The sequence below is a fragment of the Pseudomonas sp. SP16.1 genome, from assembly GCF_052682975.1.
The window spans coordinates 954481-970530 of record NZ_JBQYFZ010000001.1 but is presented as its reverse complement, the minus strand read 5'-3'; the positions used below and the strand labels follow the sequence as shown (position 1 = coordinate 970530).

Below are 16050 nucleotides of genomic sequence, written 5' to 3'. Positions count from 1 at the left end.
ATGCTGAAAGCGCTAACGAACCTGCAAGTTTCGTTGCGCGGCAACCCAGCCCAGAGTTCCCCGATACCTCGGGCCTGTCGTGACAGGCCGCGACGGGTTAGATCGGAGCAGAGCTGGTCGGCACCTTGATCACCCCGCAGGCGACCCGTGCACCGCCACCGCCGAGGGGCTGCGGATGGTCGGAGTGGTTGTCGGCGCCGGCGTGGATCATCAGCGCGCGGTTATGCAGTTCCTCCAGTTCTTTCAGCCGGGGCGCCAACACCGGTTGACTGACGCTACCGTCCGCCGCCACGTAGAGCGCCGGCAGATCGCCGAGGTGGGCGTCGTCCTCCCAGGGGAAGCCATGACGACCGGCGTTGTTCGGGTCCCAATGACCGCCGGCGGCGCCTGCCGGGGTCAGCTTGTCGTCCACCTCGACCGCGTTGCAGTTGGCCGCCACATGGATGTGAAAGCCATGGATGCCCGGCTCCAGCCCATTGAGCTGGGGAGTGAAGACCAACCCGTAGGCGGACTGACGGATACTGACGGTGCCCAACGAGGCGCCGGGGCCCGTCTCGGTGGCCTGCTCCATGACCACGCTGACGGTATCGCCGGCCTGCGCGGCACCGATGCCGAACAGCGCGAAAGCCAGGGGAATCCAGGGTTTCATGGCAGTCGTTCTCCTTTGCAGTAGATGCTCCCTGTAACCGACCGCCGGCCAGTGCAGCGGGTTCCCCCAACGCGTCGTATCGATATCGATCCACCGTAACGATTCAGCAACAACCCGCCGAAAGCCGCGCCCCGCCTGGCGCGACATCCACTTTTCCAGAAACGACATCCACATTCGTAGCGATATCGTTCCAGTGGACTGTATACAACCATCGAGAATACGACTAAGTCATTGTTTTTATTAGATATTCCTGGATTGGCACCGGCATTGCTAAAGGTTTACCCAAACTTGCCCGCCAGTGCGTGGGCACCCTTGTTGCCCGCCGCCTAGAAGCGGGCACCCTTGCCCCTTGAGGAGTTGACATGAGCGAGTTGCGTTTCACCGCCGATCACGAATGGCTGCGTCTGGACAACGATGGTCTGGTTACCGTCGGCATCACCCATTACGCCCAGGACGCGCTCGGCGACGTGGTGTATGTGCAACTGCCGGAAGCCAAGTCCTACGCCCAGGGCGAGGAAGTGGCGGTGCTGGAGTCGGTCAAGGCCGCCAGCAATATCGTCATGCCGCTGGACGGCGAGATCGTCGAAATCAACGCCGACCTGGAGGCCAATCCGGAGCTGGTCAACGAGTCGCCGCTGGACAAGGCCTGGTTCTTCCGCATGCGCCTGGCCGACAACGCGGTGCTGGCCGACCTGCTGGACAAGGCCGGCTATGATCGTCTGTTGAACGCCAACGCCGACGCCTGAGTGACCGCCATGACCAAGCTCGATACCCAGAACGAATTCATCGCCCGCCATATCGGCCCGCGCGATGCCGACACCGCAGCCATGCTGCAACTGCTCGGCTACGAGTCGCTCGACGCGCTGACCGACAGCGTGATCCCCGAGAGCATCAAGGGCACCAGCATCCTCGGCGCGCAGCCGGGCCTGTCGGAAGCCGACGCCCTGGCCAGGATCAAGGCCATCGCCGCGAAGAACCAGCAGTTCAGGAACTTCATCGGCCAGGGTTACTACGGCACCCACACGCCGAGCCCGATCCTGCGCAACCTGTTGGAAAACCCGGCCTGGTACACCGCCTACACCCCGTACCAGCCGGAGATTTCCCAGGGCCGCCTGGAAGCGCTGCTGAACTTCCAGACCCTGATCGGCGACCTCACCGGCATGCAGATCGCCAACGCCTCCTTGCTCGACGAGGCCACCGCGGCCGCCGAGGCCATGACCTTCTGCAAGCGCCTGTCGAAGAACAAGGCCAGCAACACCTTCTTCGCCTCCCAGCACTGCCACCCGCAGACCCTCGACGTGCTGCGCACCCGTGCCGAGCCGCTGGGCATCGAGATCGAGGTCGGCGACGAAGCCGCCATCACCGACGCTGGCGCCTACTTCGGCGCACTGCTGCAGTACCCGGCCAGCAACGGCGACATCTTCGACTACCGCGCGCTGGTCGAGCGTTTCCATGCCGCGGGTGCCCTGGTGGCCGTGGCCGCCGACCTGCTGGCCCTGACCCTGCTCACCCCGCCGGGCGAGTTCGGCGCCGATGTCGCCCTGGGCAGCGCCCAGCGCTTCGGCGTGCCGCTGGGCTTCGGTGGCCCGCATGCCGCCTATTTCGCCACCCGCGACGCGTTCAAGCGCGACATGCCGGGCCGCCTGGTCGGCATGTCGGTCGACCGCTTCGGCAAGCCGGCCCTGCGCCTGGCCATGCAGACCCGCGAGCAGCACATCCGCCGCGAGAAGGCCACCAGCAACATCTGTACCGCGCAGGTGCTGCTGGCCAACATCGCCAGCATGTACGCCGTGTACCACGGCCCGAAAGGCCTGGTCGAAATCGCCCAGCGCGTGCACAGCTTCACCGCCATCCTCGCCCTGGGCCTGAGCAAGCTGGGCCACGGCGTCGAGCAGCAGCACTTCTTCGACACCCTGAGCATCAAGACCGGCGCCAAGACCGCCGAGCTGCATGCCAAGGCCCGTGCTGCCGGCATCAACCTGCGCGAGATCGACGCCGAGCGTCTGGGTCTGTCGCTGGACGAAACCACCGATCAGGCCGCCGTCGAGGCGCTGCTGGCGCTGTTCGCCGGTGAGCAGGCCGCCCCTGCCGTCGGCGAGCTGGCCGCGCAGATCGCCAGCCGCCTGCCACAAGGCCTGCTGCGCCAGTCGCCAATCCTGCAGCACGAAGTGTTCAACCGCTACCACAGCGAAACCGAGCTGATGCGCTACCTGCGCAAGCTGGCCGACAAGGACCTGGCCCTGGATCGCAGCATGATCCCGCTGGGCTCCTGCACCATGAAGCTCAACGCCGCCAGCGAGATGATCCCGGTGACCTGGCCGGAGTTCGGCAACCTGCATCCTTTCGCTCCGGTCGAGCAGGCCGCCGGCTACGCGCAGCTGACCCGCGAGCTGGAAGCCATGCTCTGCGCCGCCACCGGCTACGACGCCGTGTCGCTGCAGCCCAACGCCGGCTCCCAGGGCGAGTACGCCGGCCTGCTGGCCATTCGCGCCTACCATCTGAGCCGTGGCGACGATCAGCGCGATATCTGCCTGATTCCGCAATCGGCCCACGGCACCAACCCGGCGACCGCCTCCATGGCCGGCATGCGCGTGGTGGTGACCGCCTGTGACGCCCGCGGCAACGTCGACATCGCTGATCTCAAGGCCAAGGCCGAAGAGCACAAGGATCGCCTGGCTGCGATCATGATCACCTACCCGTCCACCCACGGTGTGTTCGAGGAAGGCATCCGCGAGATCTGCCAGATCATCCACGCCAACGGCGGCCAGGTTTACATCGACGGCGCCAACATGAACGCCATGGTCGGCCTCTGCGCCCCGGGCCAGTTCGGCGGCGACGTGTCGCACCTGAACCTGCACAAGACCTTCTGCATCCCTCACGGCGGTGGCGGCCCGGGCGTCGGCCCGATCGGCGTCAAGTCGCACCTGGCGCCCTTCCTGCCCGGCCACGCCAACATGGAGCGCAAGCAAGGTGCGGTCAGCGCCGCGCCGTTCGGCAGCGCCAGCATCCTGCCGATCACCTGGATGTACATCACCATGATGGGCGGCGACGGCCTCAAGCGCGCGTCGCAGATGGCGATTCTCAACGCCAACTACATCGCCCGTCGCCTGGAAGAGCACTACCCGGTGCTGTACTCCGGTGAGGGCGGCCTGGTGGCGCACGAGTGCATCCTCGACATCCGTCCGCTCAAGGACAGCAGCGGCATCAGCGTCGACGACGTGGCCAAGCGCCTGATCGACTTCGGCTTCCACGCCCCGACCATGTCCTTCCCGGTGGCCGGCACCCTGATGATCGAGCCGACCGAGAGCGAGTCCAAGGAAGAGCTGGATCGCTTCTGCGACGCCATGATCGCCATCCGCGAGGAAATCCGCGCGGTCGAGCAGGGCCGCCTCGACAGTCAGGACAACCCGCTGAAGAACGCCCCGCACACCGCCCTGGAACTGGTTGGCGAGTGGCACCACGCCTACAGCCGCGAGCAGGCCGTGTACCCGGTGGCGAGCCTGATCGAGGCCAAGTACTGGCCGCCGGTCGGCCGCGTGGACAACGTCTACGGCGACCGCAACCTGGTCTGCGCCTGCCCGTCCATCGAGGCGTATCAGGACGCGTAAGACTGCGAGATAGGTAGGAGCCAGCTTGCTGGCGATCACGGCAACCGCCCTCGCCGGCAAGCCGGCTCCTACAGGCAGCCTCACAGACACCCACTCAGTTTCCGTTCGGCTCCCCTCACCGGGGCGGGCCGCGTGCATCTCGAAAAACAATAAAGAGGGCCTCACCATGTTCAGCAAGCACGACCAACTGCAGGGCTATGACGACGCCCTGCTCGCCGCGATCCAGGCCGAGGAAAAGCGCCAGGAAGACCATATCGAGCTGATCGCCTCGGAGAACTACTGCAGCCAGCGCGTGATGCAGGCGCAGGGTAGCGGCCTGACCAACAAGTACGCCGAGGGCTATCCGGGCAAGCGCTACTACGGTGGCTGCGAGCATGTCGATGTGGTCGAGGCGCTGGCCATCGAGCGCGCCAAGGCCCTGTTCGGCGCCGACTACGCCAACGTCCAGCCGCACTCCGGTTCCTCGGCCAACTCGGCCGTCTACCTGGCGCTGCTCAACGCCGGCGACACCATCCTCGGCATGAGCCTGGCCCACGGCGGCCACCTGACCCACGGCGCCAAGGTGTCGTCCTCGGGCAAGCTGTACAACGCCGTGCAGTACGGTCTGGATACCGCCACCGGGCTGATCGACTACGACGAAGTCGAGCGCCTGGCCGTCGAGCACAAGCCGAAGATGATAGTCGCCGGTTTCTCGGCTTACTCGCGGGTGCTGGACTTCGCCCGCTTCCGCGCCATCGCCGACAAGGTCGGTGCGCTGCTGTTCGTCGACATGGCCCATGTCGCCGGTCTGGTCGCCGCCGGCCTGTACCCGAACCCGATCCCCTTCGCCGATGTGGTCACCACAACCACCCACAAGACCCTGCGCGGTCCGCGTGGCGGCCTGATCCTGGCCAAGGCCAACGAAGAGATCGAGAAGAAGCTCAATGCCGCGGTGTTCCCCGGCGCCCAGGGCGGCCCGCTGATGCACGTGATCGCGGCCAAGGCGGTGTGCTTCAAGGAAGCGCTGGAGCCGGGCTTCAAGGCCTACCAGCAGCAGGTGATCGACAACGCCCACGGCATGGCCGAAGTGTTCGTCGAACGCGGCTATGACGTGGTCTCCGGCGGTACCGACAACCACCTGATGCTGATCAGCCTGGTCAAGCAGGGCCTGACCGGCAAGGCGGCCGACGCCGCGCTGGGCGCGGCGCATATCACGGTGAACAAGAACGCCGTGCCGAATGATCCGCAGTCGCCGTTCGTCACTTCCGGCATCCGCATCGGCACCCCGGCGGTGACCACTCGCGGCTTCAAGGAAGGCGAGTGCCGCGCCCTGGCCGGCTGGATCTGCGACATCCTCGACGATCTGGAAAACCCGGCCGTGATCGAACGGGTCCGCGGTCGGGTCGCCGACCTCTGCGCCACCTTCCCGGTCTACGCTGACTGAATAAGGCGGGCGCCGGCCCTCTCCCCGTTCTGGGGAGGGGCCAACCGGCGCCGCCAGGAGTACGACATGTCACTGAGCGTTTTCGACCTATTCAAGATCGGCATCGGGCCGTCCAGCTCGCATACCGTTGGCCCCATGCGTGCCGCCGCGCGCTTCGTCGAGGGACTCAAGCGCGACGAGCTGCTGGCTGCCACCGACTCGGTCAAGGTGGAGCTGTACGGCTCGCTCGGCGCCACCGGCAAGGGCCACGGTAGCGACAAGGCGGTGCTGCTCGGCCTGGAGGGCGAGCAGCCGGACACCATCGACACCAGCGGTATCGAGGCACGCCTGGCCGCCATCCGCGGCGCCGGGCGGATCAACCTGCTCGGCGAGAAGGCCATCGCCTTCCACGAGAAGCAGCACCTGGCGATGATCCGCAAGCCGCTGGACTACCATCCCAACGGCATGATCTTCCGTGCCTTCGACGGCGCCGGCCTGCAGCTGCGCGCCCGCGAATACTACTCGGTGGGCGGCGGCTTCGTGGTCGACGAGCAGGCGGCCGGTGCCGACCGCATCGTCGAGGACAAGACCGCGCTGGCCTACCCGTTCAAGACCGGCAAGGAACTGCTGGCCCAGTGCGCCGCGCACAACCTGTCGATCAGCCAGCTGATGCTGGCCAACGAGGCGGCCTGGCGCCCGGAGGCCGAGACCCGCGCCGGCCTGCTGCACATCTGGCAGGTGATGCAGGACTGCGTCACCGCCGGCTGCCGCAACGAGGGCATCATGCCCGGCGGGCTCAAGGTCAAGCGCCGCGCCGCCGCGCTGCACCGCCAGCTCAGCGAGCACCCCGAAGCCTGTCTGCGCGACACCCTCAGCGTGCTCGACTGGGTCAACCTCTACGCCCTGGCGGTGAACGAGGAGAACGCCAGCGGCGGCCGGGTGGTCACCGCGCCGACCAACGGCGCGGCCGGCATCGTGCCGGCGGTGCTGCACTACTACGCCCGCTTCGTGCCCGGTGCCAATGAAGACGGCGTGGTGCGCTTTCTGCTCACTGCCGCCGCCATCGGCATCCTGTACAAGGAGAACGCCTCGATCTCCGGCGCCGAAGTCGGCTGCCAGGGCGAAGTCGGCGTGGCCTGCTCGATGGCCGCCGGCGCCCTGTGCGAAGTGCTCGGCGGCAGCGTGCAGCAGGTCGAGAATGCCGCCGAGATCGGCATGGAGCACAACCTCGGCCTGACCTGCGACCCCATCGGCGGCCTGGTCCAGGTGCCCTGCATCGAGCGCAACGCCATGGGCTCGGTGAAGGCGATCAACGCCGCGCGCATGGCCCTGCGCGGCGACGGCCAGCACTTCGTCTCGCTCGACAAGGTGATCCGCACCATGCGCCAGACCGGCGCCGACATGAAGAGCAAGTACAAGGAAACCGCTCGCGGCGGTCTGGCCGTCAATATCATCGAGTGCTGACAGCCTCGCTCCGCAACGGGGAGCAGGAGCACAAGCGAGGTCGCCGCACAGGCTGCGGCCCACACCTGACCATCCCCTCGCCCCCTTAGGGGAGAGGGCTAGGGAGAGGGGGCGAGATTCGCCCCACCCACGAAATCAACGGAGAAGCGCATGACCACCGAAACACTGGCGAAAACCCCGCTACATGCCCTGCACCTGGAGCTCGGCGCGCGCATGGTGCCGTTCGCCGGCTATGACATGCCCGTGCAGTACCCGCTGGGCGTGATGAAGGAGCACCAACACACCCGCGAGGCCGCCGGCCTGTTCGACGTCTCGCACATGGGCCAGATCCTGCTGCGCGGCGAGCATGCCGCGCGCGCCCTGGAGTCCCTGGTGCCGGTGGACATCATCGACCTGCCGGTGGGCCTGCAGCGCTACGCCATGTTCACCGACGAGCACGGCGGCATCCTCGACGACCTGATGGTCGCCAACCTCGGCGACGAGACCCTGTACCTGGTGGTCAACGCCGCCTGCAAGGACCAGGATCTGGCCCACCTCAAGCAGCAGATCGGCGAGCAGTGCCAGATCGAATGCCTGTTCGAGCAGCGCGCCCTCCTCGCCCTGCAGGGCCCCAAGGCCGTGGACGTGCTGGCCCGCCTGGCGCCGGACGTTCGCCAAATGACCTTTATGCAGGTCGCCCGCGTGCGCCTGCTGGACAGCGAGTGCATCGTCAGCCGCAGCGGCTACACCGGCGAAGACGGTTTCGAAATCTCGGTGCCGGTGGAGCAGGCCGAAGCCCTGGCGCGCAGCCTGCTGGCCGAAGCCGAAGTCGAAGCCATCGGTCTCGGCGCGCGCGACTCGCTGCGCCTGGAAGCCGGCCTGTGCCTGTATGGTCACGACATGAGCACCAGCACTACGCCGATCGAGGCCAGCCTGCTGTGGGCCATCTCCAAGGTGCGCCGTCTCGACGGCCTGCGCGCCGGCAACTTCCCGGGTGCCGGGCGCATCTTCGAGCAGCAGCGCGATGGCGTGCCGAGCAAGCGTGTCGGCCTGCTGCCGCAGGAGCGCGTGCCGGTGCGCGAGGGCGCCGAGATCGTCGACGCCGACGGCCAGGTGATCGGCCGGGTGTGCAGCGGCGGCTTCGGCCCGACCCTCGGCGCGCCGGTGGCCATGGGCTATGTCAAGGCCAGCCACGCCGCCATGGACAGCGAAGTCTGGGCCGTCGTGCGCGGCAAGCGCGTGGCGATGAAGGTGGCCAAGACCCCCTTCGTGCCGCAGCGCTACTACCGCGGCTGACCCGCTCTGTAGCCCATGCTCCGTAGGAGCCGCGCCTCGCGGCGAATGCGTCGATAGACACAAAGCTTCGCCTCGGGGCGAGGCTCCTACAGTCGTCGCACGTAGCCCCGCCTCGTAGCCCGCATGCAATCCGGGGATGCCCTCGGAAGCTCCCGGATTGCCTCCGGGTTACGTCGTTAACGCTGCTACCCCCTGACCCGCTCGTAGGCCACCCGCGCTCGCCCCTCGCGCAGGGTCTGCGCCCACCAGTTCAGCTGCACCAGCAGATGCGCCATGGCCGAGTTGGCGCGGCGCGCCTCGCGCAGCCGGCCGCGCTCGTCGAACTGCTCCCAGGCGTTGGCGAAACTCACCGAACCGCGCACCGTCATGGCGTGCATTTCCACCAGCACCTGGCGCAGCTGCTCCACCGCACGCAGGCCGCCGGACACCCCGCCATAGCTGACGAAACCCACCGGCCGCGCCTCCCAGGATGCCGGCACTTCGTCGATGAAGCGCTTGAGCGCCGCCGGGTAGCCGTGGTTGTACTCCGGCGTGACGATCAGGAAGGCATCGGCGCGCAGCAACTGTTGCAGCGCCTGATGGCGTTGCTCTCCGGCGTCCGGCGACTCGCCGGGCTGGCGGAACATGGCGGCCGGGTCGACCAGGCTCAGCTCGAACTCGCTGCGCTGCTCGATCTGCTCGCGCGCCCAGGCCACCACCTGGTCGCAGAAACGCCCCTCACGCACGCTACCGTAGATCAATACCAGTCGAATCCTGTCCTGCATGGAAATGCCCTCGGGCTTGTCAGTCGAGGTGACCGAGGGTAAAACCTCAACTTAACTTAAGGTCAAGGGCTATTTTCCATGTCGTCCTGTCATTCCCGCATCGAGCGACCGTTGAGCGTCGGCCAGGTAGCCGAACGCAGCGGCGTGCCGGTCTCCACCCTGCACTTCTACGAGGCCAAGGGGCTGATCCACAGCCAGCGCAACGCCGGCAATCAACGGCGCTACCCGCGCGAGGTGCTGCGCCGGGTAGCGATCATCAAGGTGGCACAGCGCCTGGGCATTCCCCTGGCCGATATCGGCGCGGCGCTGGCCAGCCTGCCGGCCGACCACACGCCTACGGCGGCAGACTGGCAGCAGCTGTCCGCCCAGTGGCAGCGCGACCTGGATACCCGCATCGAGCAGCTGACCCGCCTGCGCGACCAGCTCACCGGTTGCATCGGCTGCGGCTGCCTGTCGATGCAGGATTGCCCGTTGCGCAACCCCTGCGACGAGCTGGGCAAACAGGGCGCCGGACCGCGTCTGCTCGAACGCGACTGATCGCGAGGCGGTCGCGCCGACTTCCTGCGAGTTCATCGCCCTGTGGCTCTCCACAAGCCCGGCCGGAAGGCCGTATCTGGACGGCGATCTGCGTGGGTACGGCATCTCAATTCTCGCAGTCATCACACGTCATATACAAAAGCACTGGCTAGCGCCGCCCCTCAGCCAACGCGCGGCCCCGCGCCAAAACCCTCTTATCCCGGACATTTCAGCCGATAATGACGCGGATAGCCTGCGACTTTCGTCTATAGCCGCGTTGACAAGCAGGGAAAAGCCTGTCGATAATCCGGCAAGTTGTATGACGACGTATAACAACAAGAACCGGGACCCAATCATGAACATCCTCGCCTCTTCCCCAGCGCTGCAACGCTTCGCACCTGCGCGCGCCTCCGACGCCAGACGCCATAGCACCGGATTCGCCGGAGGCTGACCCCAGCCCCTGGCAATGGCCGGCCGCGCTAGGCCGGCCCGCCGCCCCGCCGGGGCACCCACCACCCTCCCGTCATGCGGGCCGCCAGCCGGCCGGCAGGGGATGGCTCGTTCAAAAACTGGGAGCACAACAACAATGACCGCACGCAACATCCTTCCTCTGGCGCTGCTCGGCAGCACGGCGCTGGCTGTCGTCCTGCCCTCCGCCGGCCACGCCGCCGGCTTCGTCGACGACGCCAAGGTCACCCTGGGCCTGCGCAACTACTACTTCAACCGCAACTTCCTCAACCACACCAACAACGACCAGAGCCAGGCAGCCGAGTGGACCCAGAGTTTCATCCTCGACGCGCGCTCGGGCTTCACCCAGGGCACCGTCGGCTTCGGCCTCGATGCCCTCGGCCTGCTCTCGCTCAAGCTCGACGGCGGTCGTGGCACGACCGGCAGCCAGTTGCTACCGGTACATGACGACGGCTATGCCGCGGACGAATTCGGGCGCCTGGCGGTAGCCGCCAAGGCGAGATTCTCCAAGACCGAGCTGAAGGTCGGCGAATGGTTCGCCGTGCTGCCGATCCTGCGCGCCGACGACGGTCGCTCGCTGCCGCAGACCTTCCAGGGCGCGCAGATCACTTCCAGCGAGATCGACGGCCTGAACCTGTATGGCGGCCAGTTCTGGAAGAACAGCCAGCGCAACGATGCCAGCCGCGAAGACATGTCGTTCGGCGGCGTCGAGGGCGACGATTTCAACTTCGGCGGCGGCGAGTACCGCTTCAATGGCAACAACAGCATGCTCGGCGTCTGGCACGCACGCCTGGAAGACGTCTACAAGCAGAGCTTCGCCCAACTGACTCACAGCCAGCCGGTCGGCGACTGGGTGCTGGGCGCCAACCTGGGTTACTTCGACGGCAAGGAAGAAGGCGCGGCCAAGGCCGGCGAGCTGGACAACAAGGTCTACCAGGGCAGCCTCAACGCCAAGACCGGCAACAACAGCTTCACCCTCTCCTACCAGCGCCTGAGCGGTGACACCAAGTTCCTGCGCATCGACGGCGCCAGCGGCGGCAGCCTGGTCAACGACGGCTTCACCGCCAGCTTCGACGCCCCCGAGGAGCGCTCCTGGCAGTTGCGCCACGACTACAACTTCGCCGGCCTCGGCATTCCCGGCCTGACCCTGATGAACCGTTACACCAGCGGCTCCAACATCCACACCGGCGGGCGCACCGATGCCGAGGAATGGGCGCGCGAATCGGAACTGGCCTACACCATCCAGGAAGGCAGCCTGAAGAACCTGAGCATCCGCTGGCGCAACTCCAGCGTCCGTCGCGACGTGGGCACCGACGCCGACGAGAACCGCCTGATCATCAACTACCCGCTGTCGATCCTGTAACGCCCGACGCGCCAGCGCGTCCGATTGTCTCCATGTGTTTACGGCACTTTCCGCCCGTCCTTGCGACGGGCTTTTTTTGCCTGCAGATCCAACGGCTTGCCGCTGCCCCCCACTCCCCCTTCAGCGCAGCTGGCCCACCATCTGCGCCAGCACCGTCAGCACGTCACGCCCCAGCTGCTTCGAGCGCGCGCCGTTCCAGCCGGTGCGCGGCTGCGGGTTGTCGTCGTGGTCCTTGAACGGCATTTCGATGGTGAACGACAGGCAATCGAAGGCCTCGCCCACGGCGTTGCAGGCCAGGGTCAGGTTGGCCTGGCCGGGCTCGTCGCGTGGATAGCCGAAGCGAGTCTGGAATTCGGCGCCGACAGCCACCAGGCGCTCGCGGAAGTCCGCCTCCAGCGCGGCCAGGCGCGGCGTATAGCCGGGGTTGCCCTCGCAGCCGGCGGTGAATACGTGGGGAATCTCCTCGTCGCCATGGATATCCAGGAACAGGTCGACGCCGATACGCCGCATGTGCTGCTGCACGAACAGCACCTCGGGGCTGCGCTCGGCGCTGGCCGACTGCCAGGCGCGGTTGAGATCCTGCCCCGCATGGTTGGTGCGCAGGTGGCCGCGGAAGGCCCCGTCGGGGTTCATGTTCGGCACCAAGTACAGCTCGGCCCGGCTCAGCAGCGCGCTCATCTCGGCATCGTGCGGGTCCTGCAGGCGCTCGATTAGCCCCTCCATGAACCATTCGGCCATATGCTCGCCGGGATGCTGCTGGGCGATGATCCACAGCTTGCGCGGCGCCTGCGCCTGGCGGCCGATGCGCAGCAGCTGGATATCACGCCCCTCCAGGCTCTTGCCACAGGCCAGCAGCTCGGCGCCGCACTCCAGCGCCCGGGCGATCAGACGTTCGTGGCGCGCCCGTGGATAGGGTTCGAAATAGGCGAACCAGGCCTGCTCGCGCTCGGCCTGCAGCTCGAAGTGCAACTGGCCGTCGGCGAAATGCGTCGGCAGGCGAAACCAGTCCTGCTGATCGTAGCTGGCCACCGCCTGATAGCCGTCCCAGGCGCGGTTGTAGGCCGACTGTCCGGCGTTGCTCAGGCTGAAGACGTGGCGCCGGCCCGGCTGCAGGCCCTCCACGCGAAAGTGGAACCATTGGAAGTGATAGCTGTTGAGGTCCGGCCGCAGGGCCAGCAGTACGCACTGCGGGTCGCCGGCGTCGATGACCTGGATATTGCCGCTGTCGAAATCCGCGCTGATCTTCATGGCTGCCTCGTGAACGGAAACAGCCATCAGGATTGCAGCTCGGCGCGCCGCTGTGAAGGCAGACAGACCGGCCCGGGCGAACTAAGGTAGCCAGGGTCGGCCTAACAAGCTGAGCCGAAACCGCCGGAGAACCCCACGCATGTACCGCCCGATCGCCCCGCCTCCCCTGCTCCCCGCCCTGTTCGCGCTGATGCTGCTGGCCGGCTGCGCCGGCCGTGAGCCGGATATGCCAGCGGCCTCCGAACACCCGCCGGCCCGCCAGGAACAGGCGCCGCCAGCGCCGCTGGATGCGCTGCGCCAGCAGGCCCAGCGGGGCGATCTGGACAGCCAGTTCCAGCTCGGCAGCGCCTACTTCGTCGGCCAACCGGAGAAGAACCTCAAGCAGGCCGAGTACTGGTGGAAGCAGGCCGCGGACAAGGGCCACGCCATGGCTGCGGTCAGCCTGGCTTACCTCTACACCGGGCGCGACGCCCCGGAGTTCGCCAATCAGCAGGACATGCTCAAGTACCTCAACCAGTCGGCGGCGGCCGGCAACCCCATGGCCCAGCACATTCTCGGCAACCTCTATCACCGCGGCGAAGGCGGTGTACCGCGCGACCCGGACCAGGCGCGGCGCCTGTACCAGAGCGCCTGCAAGCAGAACTACCAGGCCTCCTGCGCGGCGCTGGGGCAGCAGTAAACCGCGGCACGCGGCCTGGACTCAGGGCTGCAGGTCGAACAGCGCCTTGCCGCTCGCCATGTCGCAGGGGGCGGAGAAATGCTCGTGGAAGATCAGCCAGCGTCCGCCCTGGCGGCGCAGGCACTGGGTCACGCGCATCCAGCAGCTTTCCAGCTCGCCCTTGTCGTTAGTGCCGCCGCAGTGCAGCAGGTAGTGCGTCACGCCAAGATCACCCGCGGCGGTGAATGTTGGCTCATGTGGCTCGAACATGCCCGGACCGCTGCACATTTCCATGCAGGCCTGCCAATGCGCCTGGTACGCCGGGCGCCCCTGGAAACGCAGGGGACCGATGGCATCGTAGGCCACCACCTCCTCCACGTAGTGGCTCATGATGCGCGCCACGTCCTTGCTGCGGCAGGCCTCGGTCCAGCTGTTCAACGCGTCTTGCAGTTCGTGCTGAGTCATGTCGATGCTCTCCTTCCTTATTGTCTTCAGGCCTTGTGCGCACAGCAGTCGTGGCCGGGCGCGGCTTGCTCGTACTCGTCATGCAGGCGCGTCCAGTTGAGCCCCTTGCCATCGAGATCGGGCATGCCGTCCCAGCCTTCGCCACGGCCGAAGGGGGTGAGGTCGAGGTAGTGGAAGCTGCTCATCAGAATCTCCAGGCCGCGGCCATAACAGGAATAGGTGTGGTAGATCCGCCCGCCGTCGCGCAGGAACACGCTGACGCCGGGCTGCTCGCCCTGGATGTGATAGGTCAGGCCCAGGCGCTCGAGTTCGTCCTTGTCGCGGTAGTTGTATTCGACCGGCGCGACCTGCTCGTCGGTGGTGGCGTGATAGTCGTAGTTGAAGCGACTGCCATAGGAGCTGTACCAAGGCAGGGTCCAGCCCATGCGTCGTTTGAAGGCCGCGAGATCGGCCAGCGGCGCGCGCGAGACCAGCACCAGGTTGGTGTCGCGTGCATGCAGGTGGGACTGGTGGCCGATGTTGTCGACCAGGCAGGAACAGCCGTCGCAGCCCTCGCCGCGGTCCATGTGGTACATGAAGTGGTAGACGATCAGCTGGCTGCGCCCGTCGAACAGCGCCTCCAACCCGACCTCGCCCTGCGGGCCGTCGAAGCGGTAGTCCGCCTCGACCGGCACCATGGGTAGCGCCCGCCGGGCGCGGTTGAGGGCGTCGCGCTGCCGGGTCAGGGCCTTTTCCTGCTCGAGCAATGCCTTGCGCGCCGCCAACCACTGCTCGCGCGTGGCGACCTCGGGGATAAAGCTGCGGTCCATAGCGGTTCTCCTGCCGATGGCGATCGATGGCGGCTCAGTGCTGGCCGGCCTGCAGTTGCGCCGGCTGGATATCCAGTTCGCGCACCGGGCGTACTTCAACACAGCCGACGCGGGCGGCGGGAATGTGCCCGGCGAGCTGAATCGCCTCGTTGAGGTCGCGCGCCTCCACCAGGTAGAAGCCGGCCAGTTGCTCCTTGGTTTCGGCGAAGGGGCCGTCGGTGATCGCCAGCTTGCCGCCGCGCATGCGCACGGTAGTGGCGGTCTGCACCGACTGCAGCGCTTCGGCGGCGAGCATGCGCCCGCTCTCCTGTACGGCGTTGGCGTAGGCGAAGCACTCGCTGTCATGCGGGCTGTCGGGGGAGCTGTGCAGCTCCTGTTCGTTGGCGTAGACGAGGCAAAGGTATTTCATGGCGCGCTCCAGTTCCTTGGCGGGTGGGTACTGGATAGTCGAACGCGTCAGGATCATTTCGACATTGGCCGGAAAAACATCGTCGCAGCCGACGAACGGTAGGGTGCGCCGTGCGCACCAGCCTCTTCGGGTTACACCCGGCCCTGGCGATTCGAAGTCTGCCGGAAGCCTCAGGGCGCGCAGCGCACCCTACTCGGGCACTTCGACGCTGACGTGGATGGCGTCGTGGCGCCAGAACTCCAGATCGCAGTCGATGATGCGCCCGTGCTGGTCGCGGTTGACCCGGGTGATGCGCAGCGCCGGGCTGCCCGGCGCCACCCTGAGGCTGGCCGCCGCCTCGGCGTGCAGCGCAGTGGGCACCATGTCGAAACGCACCCGGCCGTAGTGAATGCCGTATTCGCTGGCGTAGAGGTCGGTGAGCGAGCGGGTCAGGTCGAACTCGAGGATGCCGGGGAAGTAGGCCGGGTTGAGGTAGTGCTCGACGTACAGCACCAGGCGCCCGTCGATGCGCCGCGCGCGGCACACCTGGTAGACACTGGACAGCGCCGGCAGCTCCAGCACCTGGCAGATCTGCGCGCTGGCCGGCACCAGCCGCGCGCTGAGCACTTCGGTGGCCGGTACTCGCCCCTGTTCGGCGACCATGGCGTGGAAGTGCGTACGCACCAGCGGGTTGTAGGCCACCCGCGCCGGCGAAACGAACCAGCCGCGGCGCTCCTCGCGATAGACCAGGCCCTGCGCCTCCAACTGGCCGAGTGCCTCGCGCAGGGTGATACGGGTGGTATCGAACAGCTCGCTGAGCTTACGCTCGGCCGGCAACTTGCTGCCGGAGGGCAACAGGCCGCGGTCGATCTGCTCCTGCAACGCGCGGCAAATGACGGTCACCGCCCGCGGCGCTTCTTCACGCATCAATTTCCCCTCATGGACTAGTCCAGCCCCATAACAGGGCAAAAAT

The 16050-nt window shown here is 66.8% G+C and carries 15 protein-coding genes; 8 read left to right on the top strand and 7 right to left on the bottom strand.

All coding sequences use genetic code 11. The annotated features are described in order from the left end of the window. Positions 1–97 precede the first annotated feature (97 nt). Positions 98–649 carry a superoxide dismutase [Cu-Zn] SodC gene (sodC, locus tag ACUTAF_RS04850; protein WP_445578912.1) on the bottom strand — a complete coding sequence of 184 codons (552 nt, stop codon included), beginning with the start codon at positions 647–649 and terminating at the stop codon, positions 98–100. A 362-nt stretch (positions 650–1011) separates the two neighbouring features. On the opposite strand from sodC, the gene gcvH reads away from it, so the two are divergent. The 5 genes from gcvH to gcvT all read left to right on the top strand — a co-directional run bounded on the left by gcvH (position 1012) and on the right by gcvT (position 8398). After that, complete coding sequence (gene gcvH, locus ACUTAF_RS04845; protein WP_445578911.1) at positions 1012–1395, top strand: glycine cleavage system protein GcvH; 384 nt, start codon at positions 1012–1014, stop codon at positions 1393–1395. A 9-nt stretch (positions 1396–1404) separates the two neighbouring features. Beyond that, on the top strand, positions 1405–4257 hold the full coding sequence (gcvP, locus tag ACUTAF_RS04840; protein WP_445578910.1) for an aminomethyl-transferring glycine dehydrogenase: 2853 nt from the start codon (positions 1405–1407) through the stop codon (positions 4255–4257). A gap of 166 nt (positions 4258–4423) precedes the next feature. After that, on the top strand, positions 4424–5680 hold the full coding sequence (gene glyA / locus ACUTAF_RS04835) for a serine hydroxymethyltransferase (RefSeq protein WP_445578909.1): 1257 nt from the start codon (positions 4424–4426) through the stop codon (positions 5678–5680). Between the two features lie 66 nt (positions 5681–5746). Next, positions 5747–7123, top strand: coding sequence for an L-serine ammonia-lyase (locus ACUTAF_RS04830; RefSeq protein ID WP_445578908.1), 1377 nt, complete (start codon positions 5747–5749; stop codon positions 7121–7123). Positions 7124–7273: 150 nt separating this feature from the next. Next, positions 7274–8398 (top strand): glycine cleavage system aminomethyltransferase GcvT, encoded by a 1125-nt coding sequence (gene gcvT, locus ACUTAF_RS04825; protein ID WP_445578907.1) that lies wholly within the window; start codon positions 7274–7276, stop codon positions 8396–8398. Between the two features lie 185 nt (positions 8399–8583). On the opposite strand, the gene ACUTAF_RS04820 is transcribed toward gcvT, so the two are convergent. Then, positions 8584–9162 carry an NADPH-dependent FMN reductase gene (locus ACUTAF_RS04820; RefSeq protein ID WP_445578906.1) on the bottom strand — a complete coding sequence of 193 codons (579 nt, stop codon included), beginning with the start codon at positions 9160–9162 and terminating at the stop codon, positions 8584–8586. A 78-nt stretch (positions 9163–9240) separates the two neighbouring features. Between ACUTAF_RS04820 and soxR the strand changes: the two genes are divergently transcribed. Together soxR and ACUTAF_RS04810 are read left to right on the top strand one after the other, a co-directional pair. Next, positions 9241–9699 carry a redox-sensitive transcriptional activator SoxR gene (gene soxR, locus ACUTAF_RS04815; RefSeq protein ID WP_445578905.1) on the top strand — a complete coding sequence of 153 codons (459 nt, stop codon included), beginning with the start codon at positions 9241–9243 and terminating at the stop codon, positions 9697–9699. A gap of 565 nt (positions 9700–10264) precedes the next feature. After that, complete coding sequence (locus tag ACUTAF_RS04810) at positions 10265–11509, top strand: OprD family porin (protein ID WP_445578904.1); 1245 nt, start codon at positions 10265–10267, stop codon at positions 11507–11509. A gap of 120 nt (positions 11510–11629) precedes the next feature. Here ACUTAF_RS04810 and ACUTAF_RS04805 read toward each other — a convergent pair whose 3' ends face one another. Beyond that, positions 11630–12757, bottom strand: a complete 1128-nt coding sequence (locus ACUTAF_RS04805; RefSeq protein ID WP_445578903.1) for a M14 family metallopeptidase — start codon at positions 12755–12757, stop codon at positions 11630–11632. Positions 12758–12896: 139 nt separating this feature from the next. Here ACUTAF_RS04805 and ACUTAF_RS04800 point away from each other — a divergent pair, with 139 nt between their 5' ends. Next, entirely contained in the window at positions 12897–13436 is a 540-nt protein-coding gene (locus tag ACUTAF_RS04800) for a tetratricopeptide repeat protein (protein ID WP_445578902.1), read from the top strand. A 21-nt stretch (positions 13437–13457) separates the two neighbouring features. Here ACUTAF_RS04800 and ACUTAF_RS04795 read toward each other — a convergent pair whose 3' ends face one another. The 4 genes from ACUTAF_RS04795 to ACUTAF_RS04780 all read right to left on the bottom strand — a co-directional run bounded on the left by ACUTAF_RS04795 (position 13458) and on the right by ACUTAF_RS04780 (position 16004). Beyond that, positions 13458–13880 carry a YybH family protein gene (locus tag ACUTAF_RS04795; RefSeq protein WP_445578901.1) on the bottom strand — a complete coding sequence of 141 codons (423 nt, stop codon included), beginning with the start codon at positions 13878–13880 and terminating at the stop codon, positions 13458–13460. A gap of 26 nt (positions 13881–13906) precedes the next feature. Next, on the bottom strand, positions 13907–14689 hold the full coding sequence (locus ACUTAF_RS04790) for a DUF899 domain-containing protein (protein ID WP_445578900.1): 783 nt from the start codon (positions 14687–14689) through the stop codon (positions 13907–13909). A gap of 34 nt (positions 14690–14723) precedes the next feature. After that, positions 14724–15098 (bottom strand): YciI family protein, encoded by a 375-nt coding sequence (locus tag ACUTAF_RS04785; protein ID WP_012017940.1) that lies wholly within the window; start codon positions 15096–15098, stop codon positions 14724–14726. Positions 15099–15287: 189 nt separating this feature from the next. After that, positions 15288–16004: a UTRA domain-containing protein gene (locus ACUTAF_RS04780; RefSeq protein WP_445578899.1), complete on the bottom strand. Its 717-nt coding sequence runs from the start codon at positions 16002–16004 to the stop codon at positions 15288–15290. Positions 16005–16050: the final 46 nt, after the last annotated feature.

Bases quoted from the DNA above. Each gene is read 5' to 3' on its own strand.
- sodC (WP_445578912.1), bottom strand. From the start codon at position 649: ATGAAACCCTGGATTCCCCTGGCTTTCGCGCTGTTCGGCATCGGTGCC.
- gcvH (WP_445578911.1), top strand. From the start codon at position 1,012: ATGAGCGAGTTGCGTTTCACCGCCGATCACGAATGGCTGCGTCTGGAC.
- gcvP (WP_445578910.1), top strand. From the start codon at position 1,405: ATGACCAAGCTCGATACCCAGAACGAATTCATCGCCCGCCATATCGGC.
- glyA (WP_445578909.1), top strand. From the start codon at position 4,424: ATGTTCAGCAAGCACGACCAACTGCAGGGCTATGACGACGCCCTGCTC.
- ACUTAF_RS04830 (WP_445578908.1), top strand. From the start codon at position 5,747: ATGTCACTGAGCGTTTTCGACCTATTCAAGATCGGCATCGGGCCGTCC.
- gcvT (WP_445578907.1), top strand. From the start codon at position 7,274: ATGACCACCGAAACACTGGCGAAAACCCCGCTACATGCCCTGCACCTG.
- ACUTAF_RS04820 (WP_445578906.1), bottom strand. From the start codon at position 9,162: ATGCAGGACAGGATTCGACTGGTATTGATCTACGGTAGCGTGCGTGAG.
- soxR (WP_445578905.1), top strand. From the start codon at position 9,241: ATGTCGTCCTGTCATTCCCGCATCGAGCGACCGTTGAGCGTCGGCCAG.
- ACUTAF_RS04810 (WP_445578904.1), top strand. From the start codon at position 10,265: ATGACCGCACGCAACATCCTTCCTCTGGCGCTGCTCGGCAGCACGGCG.
- ACUTAF_RS04805 (WP_445578903.1), bottom strand. From the start codon at position 12,757: ATGAAGATCAGCGCGGATTTCGACAGCGGCAATATCCAGGTCATCGAC.
- ACUTAF_RS04800 (WP_445578902.1), top strand. From the start codon at position 12,897: ATGTACCGCCCGATCGCCCCGCCTCCCCTGCTCCCCGCCCTGTTCGCG.
- ACUTAF_RS04795 (WP_445578901.1), bottom strand. From the start codon at position 13,880: ATGACTCAGCACGAACTGCAAGACGCGTTGAACAGCTGGACCGAGGCC.
- ACUTAF_RS04790 (WP_445578900.1), bottom strand. From the start codon at position 14,689: ATGGACCGCAGCTTTATCCCCGAGGTCGCCACGCGCGAGCAGTGGTTG.
- ACUTAF_RS04785 (WP_012017940.1), bottom strand. From the start codon at position 15,098: ATGAAATACCTTTGCCTCGTCTACGCCAACGAACAGGAGCTGCACAGC.
- ACUTAF_RS04780 (WP_445578899.1), bottom strand. From the start codon at position 16,004: ATGCGTGAAGAAGCGCCGCGGGCGGTGACCGTCATTTGCCGCGCGTTG.